Genomic DNA, 12,378 nt, shown 5'->3' with positions numbered 1-12,378 from the left:
AAGACCCCTTGAAGACGACGAGGTTGATAGGCCTGAGGTGGAAGTACAGCAATGTATGGAGCTGACAGGTACTAATCGGTCGAGGGCTTATCCAAAAACACCCCAAAAAGTGACGCGAGGCTTCGAAGGTAATTCCGATTACTTTTCGGGGAGCCCGGGAAACCCAGTAAGGGCTAACACGCAAATTCACGTTTCGTATCCAGTTTTCAGGTGATCAAAACATCTGAACTAAGCTGCATGCCTTTTATAAGGTTTGATATTTTCTCGCAGCGATTTCGAGAAGCGAAAGCTTCGAAAAATCATGTTTGGTGGCGATGGCGGAGGGGTTCCACGCGTACCCATCCCGAACACGACCGTTAAGCCCTCCAGCGCCGATGGTACTTGGACCGAAGGGTCCTGGGAGAGTAGGACGCCGCCAAGCAACGAAGAAAGAGCACTGCCGATAACCTCGGTGGTGCTCTTTTGTTATATAAGGTGTCAACAGGTGCCAACCTTACTGGAAAACCTACAGCTAATTTCGAAGAATTAGCTCTTTTGAGACAATTAACTGGAAAACCTGTAGCTAATTCGGAGGGTTTGAGCCATTTTAGAGGAAAAGCGCAAAATTAGATGGAGGTTTTCCATCTAACTTACTCTGGCAGCCGATCTCGGCAAAATTAACTGTAGGAAATCCAGTTAATTAGGCAGACATAAGTGAATTAGGCAGGAGCACGAGAGTTAGAGCGGATTTATGGGAATTAGGCGTTAACCTGGTAGTATCGGAGCAGGTAACGAAACCATTATTAGTATCAGTGCAGTAATAGAACCGGTATCAGTAACCATACTAGCACTAGCACCCCGGACCCAAGATACAAGGTACATGGCCCCCAAAACTGTGCCAGTTTGGCCTCCCCCATTCAACCTCACGCTTGAAATTAAATATTGTATGTCGTACCGTATCTACAGGAATCATTTTTTCGTTTATAACAATGAGATCAAATATAGAGTGTCATGATCTTCAGGAGGTGTGCCAAGATGCGCAAGGAGCAAATGGATGGCCAGTCGACGACGGGGACTGAGAAGAAGCTGACGGACATGGCAGAATGGGTTGGAAAGCATCAGCAGGCTCTTCGGCAGTATTGTCGTTCCCTGGCCGGCTCTCCGTGGGAGGGGGATGATCTGGTGCAGGATACCTGGCTCAAAGTGTGGTCCGCTTTGCTTGGAGGAGTTCAAGGGGAGCGAATTACACAGGCCTATTTGTATCGCGTGGCACGCAATGCGTGGATCGATCGGACCCGCAAGAAAGTGGTGTCTACCGTACGCCAGTCTTTGGAAGACGACATTCAGACGCAGGAGGTTAGCTCTATAGAGATATGGGCGGCCATGGAAACTTTGGTTCAGAATTTGGCTCCTGTACAGCGAACCGCACTGCTGCTGGTCGATATTTTAAAATATACTGCTGAGGAAGCGGCCGTGCTTGTCAATTCCACCGAAGGAGCAGTGAAAGCTGCTTTACACCGGGCCCGTACAAAGTTGAAGGCGATGGTGAGTGTCGGAGATAGTCAGCAGAATCTGAAGGCAGACATGTCAGAGCCTGGTTCAAGGTCAACTTCCAAATCTAATGGACGGCATGAGCCCGAGGGAAATAGCGAGGTCATAACGGAAGCGGATGAGTTGACGACCTATGCCTATGTTGAGGCTTTCCGCCAGCAAAATACGGCGGCTATGATTATGCTGATGAATGACGGAGTAACGAAGGATGCAGTCGTATCCGTTTTGAATGCACATCGCCGGAGTGACCGTTCACGGACAGCTTCCCACCAGACAACGATCCGGAATCTCTCTATGCAATTGGCCGCCTAATCAATGGAGGTGTTTGTATGAGTACAGTAATTCCATATGTAATTGAGCAAACCGGACACGGGGAACGGTCCTATGACATTTACTCGCGTTTGTTGAAAGACAGGATCGTATTTCTGGGCTCGGCCATCGATGATCAGGTTGCGAACAGCATTACAGCGCAAATGTTGTTACTTGCCGCGGAGGATTCTGAAAAGGATATCCACTTTTACATTAACAGTCCGGGTGGTTCGACTTCGGCAGGCTTTGCGATTTACGATACGATGCAATATGTTAAACCGGATGTTCAAACCATCTGCTCCGGTATGGCCGCCTCGTTTGCGGCAATGCTGTTGATGTCCGGAGCAAAGGGGAAGCGATTTGCACTGCCGAACAGCGAAATTATGATTCACCAGCCGCATGGAGGAACTCAGGGCCAGGCCAGCGACATCGAAATCAGCGCCAAACGGATTATCCGGATAAGAGAGCGGCTGAATGAAATCGCCGCGGAACGAACCGGGCAGCCAATCGAGCGGATTGCACGGGATATGGACCGCGATTATTTTTTGTCCGCCGAAGAAGCGAAAGACTATGGGATTCTCGACCAGGTAATTTATAGCTCAAGAGCTGTGAAATAAGCGAGCCAGCCTGTGTCCACAACAAAAACCGTTGTCCTTAAGGACGGCGGTTTTTGTGTGTTCAACCAAATCGGCAAGAATGGAACGTGACGGTTTAGGGAAGTAATATTTTCAAATAAATCCGCGTTGTAACCTATGTTGTACATGTCCCAAAGACATTCGTTCGCACTGAAAAGGCGATTGGTTTTTCCACACGCTTATCCTTGACAGCCCATAGGCCCTTTGCTAAGATGGCAATAATATATTTTCGTAAGTATGAATTCGGCCTTGATTTATAAGGGAAATAGACCGGACCCGATCAAAAACAAGGAGGAAAACCAAAGGTGTGGGAAAGTAAATTTGACAAGGAAGGCCTTACATTTGACGATGTATTGCTCGTTCCCCGCAAGTCGGAAGTATTGCCAAAAGAGGTGGACGTGTCCACGAGACTGAGCGACAAAGTGAAGCTGAATCTGCCATTGATCAGCGCAGGGATGGATACGGTAACGGAAGCGGCCCTGGCGATTGCTATGGCACGTGAAGGCGGTATCGGGATTATTCACAAAAATATGCCGATTGAGCAACAAGCGGAAGAAGTGGATCGGGTGAAGCGTTCGGAAAGCGGCGTTATTACGAATCCGTTCTCTCTGTCGGCTGACCACCTTGTCTCCGATGCTGAAGTCGTAATGGGTAAATTCCGGATCTCCGGTGTACCGATCGTGGATGAGGAGAATAAACTGATCGGGATTTTGACCAACCGCGACTTGCGTTTTGTACATGATTACAGCATCAAAATCAGCGAGGTCATGACTCACGAAAACCTGGTTACCGCATCGGTTGGGACAACCCTGCAGGAAGCCGAAGTGATTCTTCAAAAACACAAAATCGAGAAACTGCCTTTGGTGGATGAAAGTAATGTACTAAAAGGCCTTATCACTATTAAAGATATCGAAAAAGCCATTCAATTCCCTAACGCAGCCAAGGATGCCCAAGGCAGATTGCTTGTGGGTGCGGCTGTCGGGATTTCCAAAGATACTTTTGAACGGACGGAAGCATTGGTAAACGCCGGTGTAGACGTGATTACGGTAGATTCGGCTCACGGACATCATATTAATATTCTGGAAGCTGTTGCCGAACTGCGTAAACGTTACCCGGAGCTCACAATTATTGCTGGCAATGTGGCGACCGGGGAAGCAACCCGTGCTTTGATCGAAGCGGGAGCTTCGGTCGTGAAAGTCGGGATCGGACCGGGTTCGATTTGTACGACCCGCGTTATTGCCGGGATCGGCGTTCCGCAAATTACGGCCGTATATGATTGCGCAACGGTAGCCCGTGAATACGGGGTGCCGATTATCGCGGATGGCGGCATTAAATACTCCGGTGAAATTACGAAGGCAATCGCCGCCGGTGCCCATGCGGTCATGCTGGGCAGCTTGTTTGCGGGTACCGAGGAAAGCCCCGGGGACTCGGAAATTTATCAAGGCCGCCGCTATAAAGTATATAGAGGGATGGGTTCCCTGGCTGCCATGAAGCAAGGCAGCAAGGACCGGTACTTCCAGGATGACGATAAGAAGCTTGTTCCGGAAGGGATCGAAGGACGTGTGGCGTACAAAGGGCCGCTCTCCGATACCATTACCCAATTGATCGGCGGATTGCGTTCCGGCATGGGATATTGCGGAACTAAAACTTTGGACGAGTTGCGCAATGATACGCAGTTTGTCCGGATTACCGGGGCTGGACTTCGGGAAAGCCATCCGCATGACGTACAAATTACGAAGGAAGCTCCGAACTATTCTCTCTAAGAAGAAGCGGCGCCCAACATATACCAATTCAAGCAGGGTGGAAATCACCCTGCTTGTCTTTTTTTGCAGTAGGCCCTGTGATAGAATAGATAAAGCAAATGAACGAGAATATGAGAGGAGCTTTAAGAACATTGAAACTGAAGAAAAAACAACGCACAACTTCAAAATCAAAACGGAATTACCTCCGCAAAGGCGTGGCTTCCGTTCTGTTGCTGAATATGCTGTGCTTCTCTCTGGTTCCGGCGCTGGCGCTGGCGGAGGGGGAGCAAACGAAGTCTACGACAACTTCAACCAAACCTGCATCCCAGCAAACGGGAGCCGTTAAAATCCCTACCGCTAAAGAACTCGATCTGAAAGTAAGCTCGGCTATTTTGCTGGAGCCGGTATCGGGACAGGTCCTTCTTAACATTAATGGTGACGAGCCCTTGCCTCCGGCAAGCATGACGAAAATGATGACGGAATATATCGTGGCGGATCTCGTCAAGCAGGGGAAATTCGGATGGGATGATGTAGTGACTGTCCAAAAGAATGCAGCTAAAACAATCGGTTCCCGGATTTTTCTTGCGGAAGGGGATCAACATACTATAAAAGAGTTGTACATCGCCATGGCGGTCGGTTCCGCCAATGACGCTACCGTAGCCTTGGCTGAGTATGTGGCCGGTTCGGAGCAGGCGTTTGTAAAGATGATGAATGACGAAGCCCAACGGATGGGCATGAAAACCGCGCATTTCGCGAACTCGACCGGCTTGGATATCAAGGATATGCCGGAAGGATTTCAGACGCCGGGTGGCCAAGAAACGGTCATGTCGGCAATGGACGCGGCCATCCTTGCCAAGTATATCGTAACGGACCACCCGGATTTTTCCGATTTTACGTCGCTTCAAACCTATCAATTCCGGGAGCGCGATGCCAAACCGATCGTAAACTATAACTGGATGCTTGAAGCGAATAAGAATGTAACGAACTTTAAGCAGTTTGCTTACGAAGGACTCGACGGTCTTAAGACGGGCCATACGAGCAACGCAGGCAATTGCTTCACCGGTACGGCCGAACGAAACGGCATGCGTTTAATTAGCGTAGTTATGGGAACAGCCACAGATAAGGCCCGTTTTGTAGAAACCCGTAAGGTTCTGGACTACGGCTTCAATAACTTTGAGGCGAAGCAAATCATTCCTCCGAAATCAACGGTAGCCGGTACCGAGACCGTAACGGTCAATAAAGCCAAAAATACTTCCGTGCCCGTCGTTAGCGATGAGGGAGTAAGTTTTGTAATTCCTAAAGGCGCAGACGTGAGCACGGTTCAAGCCAAAGTAGAGTTGACGAGTGAAACCCTGACGGCGCCGTTAAAACAAGGAACCAAGGTAGGGACGGTGACGTACTCGTTCAAGCCTGACGGAATGAATCAGACGCTGGAGAAAAAGGTGAACCTGATCACAACCGAGGATGTCGAGAAAGCCGGATGGTTCAAACTGCTGATGCGTGCGATCGGAGATTTCTTCCGGGATTTGTTCAACGGCATTAAAAACCTCTTCTAGCAAGGATCAATCCCGAGCATACGAGTTGTATATTTAAGGACAATATTGTAAAATATCAAGTTAGATTATTATCGGGAGGCAGGGACATGGAAACAGGAACATCGCGAGTAAAAAGAGGCATGGCTGAGATGCAAAAAGGCGGCGTAATCATGGACGTTATGAATGCCGAACAAGCAAAAATCGCCGAAGCGGCCGGGGCGACCGCCGTTATGGCTTTGGAACGGGTTCCTTCAGATATTCGTGCAGCAGGCGGCGTAGCCCGCATGGCGGACCCTACAATTGTCGAAGAGGTTATGAAGGTTGTATCCATTCCCGTGATGGCCAAAGCGCGGATCGGGCATTATGTCGAAGCGAAAGTTCTGGAATCTCTCGGGGTAGACTATCTGGATGAGAGCGAAGTCTTGACCCCCGCAGATGAAGTGTTCCATATCGATAAACGTGATTTTACCGTCCCTTTCGTATGCGGAGCGAAGGACCTCGGCGAAGCGTTGCGCCGGATCAGCGAGGGCGCATCCATGATCCGTACCAAGGGCGAGCCTGGAACGGGAAATATTGTTGAAGCGGTTCGTCACATGCGTTTGATCAATAGCCAACTCCGCAAGGTGCAGAACATGTCGAAGGACGAACTGTACGCGGAAGCCAAAAACCTGGGCGTAGCCTATGATCTGCTGCTAGAAGTGCACGAGAACGGCAAGTTGCCGGTCGTCAATTTTGCGGCGGGCGGGGTCGCGACGCCGGCGGATGCTGCCCTGATGATGCATCTTGGAGCGGACGGCGTATTTGTAGGTTCCGGGATTTTCAAATCCGATAGCCCGGAAAAATTCGCCCGTGCGATCGTGGAAGCTACAACGCATTATACCGATTATAAACTGATTGCCGAAGTGTCCAAAAATTTGGGTACGCCGATGAAAGGCATCGAAATTTCGAAGTTGACCGCCGCCGAGCGGATGTCAGATCGCGGCTGGTAAGCATCGGTTGAGACAGGCTGCAATGCCTTAATACAAGTACAGACAGCTGGGCATGGGGAAAGAAGGGTAGACGATGAAGGTAGGCGTATTGGCGCTGCAGGGCGCTGTAGCGGAGCATATACGAAGCATTGAGAGCGCTGGGGCCGAAGGCGTCACCGTAAAGCATGCCGGACAGCTGGATGAGCTTGACGGCTTGATTATTCCCGGCGGGGAAAGCACGACCATCGGGAAACTGATGCGGAAATATGAGTTTATCGATGCTATCCGTGCCTTCGCCAGCCATGGCAAGCCGGTCTTTGGAACTTGTGCCGGACTGATCGTCATGGCCAAGGGAATTGAAGGCGGAGAAGAAGCCCACCTCGGGTTGATGGATATCAAGGTTTCCCGCAACGCATTTGGACGCCAGCGGGAGAGCTTTGAGACCGATCTTGAGGTGAAAGGGCTTAGCGAACCGCTGCGCGCCGTATTTATCCGTGCCCCGCTCATCACGGGGGTCGGCGAAGGCGTCGAAGTGTTGTCGACTTATAAGGATGAGATCGTAACAGCCCGCCAAGGGCACTTGCTTGTTTCATCCTTTCATCCGGAGTTGACGGACGATTATTCGCTGCATGCCTACTTTTTAGAAATGATTAAGAGTAATGATGCGGCCGTAAAGTAAGGCCATAAGAGACACCTTGACTCTTATCCAAGGGTTAAGGTTGTTTTCTTTCTAATAGGAAGATAAGTTTTCCGGCGATCCCGGGGGTCATGGTCAAGCTTCATGAGCCGGCACGGCTGCCACGGGATGATTCTAGGAGGGAATACCCATGTTGGATGTTAAAATATTGCGAAATGATTATGCGCGTGTCGAAGAGGCGCTGAAGAACCGGGGAAAATCGCTTGCTCTGATCTCGAATTTTCCGGAGCTGGACGAAAAACGCCGGGAGTTGCTTCAAGAGAGCGAGAGTCTTAAAAACCGCCGCAATACCGTGTCGGCTGAAGTGGCCCAGCGGAAGAAAAACAAGGAAAACGCCGATGAACTGATCACAGAGATGCGTGAGGTAGGCGACCGGATTAAGCAATTGGACGATGAAGTCCGTGAGCTTGAGGCAAAAATCGATGAATTGACGCTGAATATTCCGAACATTCCTAGCAGCACTGTACCTGTGGGCGCCTCGGAGGAAGAGAATGTGGAGGTTCGCCGTTGGAGTGAGCCAAGAACGTTTAACTTTACGCCAAAAGCGCATTGGGACATTGCCGGTGAACTGGGCATTCTGGATTTTGAAGCCGGTGCCAAGGTTACGGGCTCGCGGTTTACTTTTTACAAGGGACTGGGAGCGCGGCTGGAGCGGGCTCTCATCAGTTTCATGATGGACCTGCACAGCACCGAGCATGGATATGAGGAAATGCTGCCTCCATATATCGTGAACCGGGACAGCCTGTATGGAACAGGCCAGTTGCCAAAGTTTGAGGAAGATTTGTTTAAACTGACCGAGAGTGACTATTATCTGATCCCAACCGCTGAGGTCCCTGTTACGAACTATCATCGTGACGAGATTTTGGCTGCGGAAGATTTGCCGCATAATTATGTAGCTTACAGTTCCTGCTTCCGTTCCGAAGCCGGTGCGGCAGGCCGCGATACGCGGGGGCTGATCCGTCAGCACCAGTTCAACAAAGTCGAGATGATCAAAATCGTTCATCCCGAGACCTCGTATGACGAGTTGGAAAAGATGACAGCTGACGCGGAGCGGGTATTGCAATTGCTGAATCTGCCATACCGTGTGCTGGCGCTGTGTACGGGCGATCTTGGCTTTACGGCCGCAAAAACCTACGACCTCGAGGTTTGGCTGCCGGAGAGCGGCGTTTACCGTGAAATCTCTTCGTGCTCGAACGTAGAGGATTTCCAGGCCCGCCGAGCGAACATCCGCTTCCGTCCCGAGCCGAAATCCAAGCCGGAATTCGTGCATACGCTAAATGGATCGGGGCTTGCCGTAGGCCGTACGGTAGCTGCCATTTTAGAAAATTATCAACTCGAAGACGGCAGTGTGGAAATTCCGGAAGTGCTGCGTCCATATATGGGCAATTTGCAAGTAATTGCCAAGCGAAAATAACTTGATTACATTTCTTGTCTGTGATAGAATCTGATTTGTTACGCGAATCAGATTCATCTTTGGAGAGGTACCGAAGCGGTCATAACGGGGCGGTCTTGAAAACCGTTAGGGTGCAAGCCCACATGGGTTCGAATCCCATCCTCTCCGCCATACATATCCATTAAGAGGGCGATCATCGTCCTCTTTTTTTGCGTTATCCGGCGCCATAAGACCAATACAGTTTCTCTGAATAAAGAAGTCTTTATTGTTGCAGTCTAACATAAGCGGTACATTTCACTGGAAGGGGGAATCCCTGATGACCAAACCGAAAACGTACATCACGCCCGGAACCCAGCCGGATGTGCAAAGAGAACAAGGACATGGAGGGGCGGAGCCGCTTTCCGGTTCCAAAAAGGTAAAAAACCGGAATCATGTAAGCCATAACAATCCCCAAGGAAGCTGAATCTCTGATCGCCTCTTCTTTTTTTGTTTAATAAAATGCGGTTTATTGTGATCCCCCGGTATGATTAATGCCGGGCTTTTTTGATGTGCTCTCGAATTCTCGCAAATCGGCGGTCAACAGCGGAGCTTGCCTGCAATGTGGACTAATATTATACCAATTTTGAATAAAGCAAGACACAAAGCTCATAAAATGTCATAATAAAGATAGGGCAAACTTAATAACCGATGTTCAAAGCGAAATGGGGAGATGGAGAAAAACGAACCATATTCTGAAAGGATCGTGATGCGATTGAATTTTGTAGAAACTAACATCCCTTCTCCGGAAAGCTTTGTTAAGACCGAACCACGCCAGCACAAAAAAAAGAGTTTGGGCAGCATTATGCTCAGATTTATCTTTATAGTTATCGGTGCCATCTTGGTTTCTGTCGCTCTTGAGCTGTTTCTTGTTCCTAACAAGATTACGGACGGCGGGGTTACCGGCATATCTGTCATGTCCTCCTATTTGTCCCATTTACCGTTAGGTATTTTTCTGTTCCTCTTTAACCTCCCTTTTCTGATTGTCGGTTACAAGCAAATCGGTAAAACCTTTGCCATATCCACGCTGGTTGGCATTACGGTCATGTCTGTCGGCACAGCCCTGCTTCATCCCGTGGATCCGTTCGTTACGGATACTTTGTTGGCATTCGTATTTGGCGGTATTTTGCTCGGTTTGGGTACAGGGATTGTAATCCGGTTCGGTGGTTCGCTGGACGGTACCGAGATCGTGGCCATTCTCATTTCACGCAAGTCCCCGTTCTCCGTCGGAGAAATTATTATGTTCTTTAACTTTTTCATTCTGCTGAGCGCTGGATTTGTATTCGGATGGGAACGGGCATTATTCTCCCTGCTGGCCTATTATATCGCTTTTAAGACGATAGATATCGTCGTAGACGGTTTGAACGAGTCGAAATCGGCATGGATCATTAGCGATCAGATCGATGAAATCGGCGCTGCCATTGTAAACCGGTTAGGTCGCAGCGTTACTTATTTGTCCGGTGAAGGCGGTTTTTCCGGCGATCCGAAAAAAGTGATTTTTTGCGTGGTTACTCGCCTGGAGGAAGCCAAGCTCAAGGAAATTGTAAACCATTTTGATGAAAATGCATTTTTGGCTGTAGGAAATATCCATGATGTGAAAGGCGGACGTTTCAAGAAAAATGCAATTCACTAAAATTTTCTGAAATGGGTTTCCGCTTACATGAAAATGGTTTATGATATGGAAGGGTTTGTACTTTTGCATGTCTTTTTAGGACGGAGAGGAGTCTTTAATGTCAAGAAAGCTTTATATGTCAACTTTGGTGTTGCTGATGTCGGTAGTTCTGGTGCTGTCCGGCTGTAATGCCAAAAAAGAGCCTAAAGAGGCGCTGGGGAGCGCCGCGATTCAGGCGCTTAAAATGGATTCATACGTTGCTACGAATCAAATTAAAATCGTGGATCTGACTTTTGATGCCGGAGCTTCCGCAAACGCGGAAATCGGCGCCGTGTTCTCCATGTTGAAGAATGCGGAAATCAATGTGAACCAGATTTATCAGAAGGATCCGATGCAAACGGAGGCTACGCTGGAAGTAAAATTGACCGGCGATATGTCTACGACAATTACGATTCCATTTGTAATGACCAAAGAGAAAATGTACGTCAAAATTCCGAACATCCCGTTCCTGCCGATGCCGGAGAGCGTCGTTGGGAAGTTCCTGGTCATGGACTTGAAGGAATTGGCTGAACAGAGCGGCGAAGAATTTAACCCGGATATGTTCAACCCTGAAAAATCGCAAAAGCTCGCAGGAGAAGTATCCAGCGCGATACTTGCGGAGTACGATTCGGCTACTTATTTCAAAAATGTAGAGCCGAAAGATATAGAACTCCCGGATGGGTACAAAGCGAAGCAAGTCGTTCAGTTTAACGTCACCAACGACAATGTTAAGGAAGCCTTAACGATCCTGATCAATAAGGCACTTCCGAAAGTGCTCGATATTATCGGCAAAGAGGAATATCGTACGATGCTGAACCTGGAGCCTACGGATATCGAAGAGTTCAAGAAAGAATTGCAAGCAGGCAACCAGGATGAGCTCGGTAAGGCGTTGGACGAAATGAAGAATTATTTGAAGATCAATAAGTTTACTGTGAATACGGCTATCGATAAAAATAACTATCCTTCTTATTCCGATGTGAATGCGGACGTGGAAATCAACGATCCGGAAACGAATGAAAAGGTGAAGCTGGCGTTGCAAATGACGAGCACGTTCAGCAAAATCAATGAAAAGCCGGCATTTACCATCGGTATTCCTACGGATACCATTACGATGGAGGAATTCGAAGCAGAAATGGGCGGTCTTGGCTACTAATCTCTAGCCCTAACTCAAGAACCCGTGTGAATCTTAGTGATTCACACGGGTTCTTGTTGTTTACCTGCTATCGTATCGTTGAATGGCGGGGTTAACTCTTTTTGCGCAGTTTTCGGAAAAACTGAGTAAGCAGAGAAGCGCACTCGTCCTGCAGCACGCCCGGTACAATTTCCGTACGGTGGTTAAACCGGGGCTCTTGCAGCAGGTTCATGAGCGTTCCGGCGCAGCCGGCCTTCGGGTCGGGAGCTCCATAAACGACAAGCGGAATGCGGCACTGGACGATCGCGCCGGAACACATCGGGCACGGTTCCAACGTGACGTACAACCGGCAATGGAGTAGCCGCCAAGCCTCCAGCGTCTCGCTTGCTTCGCGAATGGCGATCATTTCGGCGTGCGCTGTACCGTCTTTGGAGCTTTCCCTTAAATTGTGGCCTCGTCCGACGATTTGATCGCCCAAGACGATCACCGCGCCGATAGGCACTTCTCCGATGGCTTCCGCCTTATAGGCTTCACGGATAGCCTCTTGCATCCAATATTCATGGGATTGCGTGGAAGGAGGAGGCTCCGGAATAAAAGGTAATGGCATAAGATAATTAGTCTCCTTTGGAAAGTTACGGCACAGGTTGTCCGACGAACAAATATTCGTTCTTAACATGTTGTGGACAACACTGTGGACAACCCCGGTTTTATCCCCATTCTTATTCACATATCCTACTTTGGAGTTGTTGG

At 49.1% G+C, this 12,378-nt stretch carries 11 protein-coding genes, 1 tRNA gene and 2 rRNA genes; 13 read left to right on the top strand and 1 reads right to left on the bottom strand.

Annotated features, from left to right (window positions below):
- From DFP94_RS23630 to DFP94_RS23570, 13 genes are all read left to right on the top strand, one after another.
- A 23S ribosomal RNA gene (locus DFP94_RS23630) occupies window positions 1-95 on the top strand; the annotation flags it as partial.
- 209 nt (window positions 96-304) lie between these two features.
- Window positions 305-421 (top strand): 5S ribosomal RNA (gene rrf / locus DFP94_RS23625).
- 593 nt (window positions 422-1,014) lie between these two features.
- Window positions 1,015-1,842, top strand: a complete 828-nt coding sequence (locus DFP94_RS23620; protein ID WP_181873275.1) for an RNA polymerase sigma factor — start codon at window positions 1,015-1,017, stop codon at window positions 1,840-1,842.
- Between the two features lie 17 nt (window positions 1,843-1,859).
- Entirely contained in the window at window positions 1,860-2,456 is a 597-nt protein-coding gene (gene clpP, locus DFP94_RS23615; RefSeq protein ID WP_114498932.1) for an ATP-dependent Clp endopeptidase proteolytic subunit ClpP, read from the top strand.
- Between the two features lie 323 nt (window positions 2,457-2,779).
- The gene (gene guaB, locus DFP94_RS23610; RefSeq protein WP_114498931.1) at window positions 2,780-4,237 is read left to right on the top strand and encodes an IMP dehydrogenase; all 1,458 of its coding nucleotides are present in this window, start codon (window positions 2,780-2,782) and stop codon (window positions 4,235-4,237) included.
- 110 nt (window positions 4,238-4,347) lie between these two features.
- Complete coding sequence (locus tag DFP94_RS23605; protein ID WP_114498938.1) at window positions 4,348-5,772, top strand: D-alanyl-D-alanine carboxypeptidase family protein; 1,425 nt, start codon at window positions 4,348-4,350, stop codon at window positions 5,770-5,772.
- Between the two features lie 86 nt (window positions 5,773-5,858).
- Complete coding sequence (gene pdxS, locus DFP94_RS23600; RefSeq protein ID WP_114498930.1) at window positions 5,859-6,740, top strand: pyridoxal 5'-phosphate synthase lyase subunit PdxS; 882 nt, start codon at window positions 5,859-5,861, stop codon at window positions 6,738-6,740.
- 73 nt (window positions 6,741-6,813) lie between these two features.
- On the top strand, window positions 6,814-7,398 hold the full coding sequence (gene pdxT / locus DFP94_RS23595) for a pyridoxal 5'-phosphate synthase glutaminase subunit PdxT (RefSeq protein WP_114498929.1): 585 nt from the start codon (window positions 6,814-6,816) through the stop codon (window positions 7,396-7,398).
- A gap of 148 nt (window positions 7,399-7,546) precedes the next feature.
- Window positions 7,547-8,830, top strand: a complete 1,284-nt coding sequence (gene serS / locus DFP94_RS23590) for a serine--tRNA ligase (RefSeq protein WP_114498928.1) — start codon at window positions 7,547-7,549, stop codon at window positions 8,828-8,830.
- Between the two features lie 61 nt (window positions 8,831-8,891).
- Window positions 8,892-8,980: transfer RNA gene (locus tag DFP94_RS23585), tRNA-Ser, on the top strand.
- Window positions 8,981-9,125: 145 nt separating this feature from the next.
- A complete protein-coding gene (locus tag DFP94_RS23580) occupies window positions 9,126-9,272 on the top strand; it encodes a small acid-soluble spore protein P (protein WP_114498927.1) in 147 nt (48 codons plus the stop codon).
- A 378-nt stretch (window positions 9,273-9,650) separates the two neighbouring features.
- Window positions 9,651-10,478 (top strand): YitT family protein, encoded by an 828-nt coding sequence (locus DFP94_RS23575; protein ID WP_114498937.1) that lies wholly within the window; start codon window positions 9,651-9,653, stop codon window positions 10,476-10,478.
- 97 nt (window positions 10,479-10,575) lie between these two features.
- Window positions 10,576-11,649 (top strand): DUF6612 family protein, encoded by a 1,074-nt coding sequence (locus tag DFP94_RS23570; protein ID WP_114498926.1) that lies wholly within the window; start codon window positions 10,576-10,578, stop codon window positions 11,647-11,649.
- Window positions 11,650-11,740: 91 nt separating this feature from the next.
- On the opposite strand, the gene tadA is transcribed toward DFP94_RS23570, so the two are convergent.
- Window positions 11,741-12,235, bottom strand: coding sequence for a tRNA adenosine(34) deaminase TadA (gene tadA, locus DFP94_RS23565; RefSeq protein WP_114498925.1), 495 nt, complete (start codon window positions 12,233-12,235; stop codon window positions 11,741-11,743).
- Window positions 12,236-12,378: the final 143 nt, after the last annotated feature.

It is taken from the genome of Fontibacillus phaseoli (genome assembly GCF_003337355.1).
Lineage (GTDB): Bacteria > Bacillota > Bacilli > Paenibacillales > Paenibacillaceae > Fontibacillus > Fontibacillus phaseoli.
The sequence above is the reverse complement of the archived record's forward strand: the minus strand, read 5'-3'. Positions and strand labels throughout refer to the sequence as shown.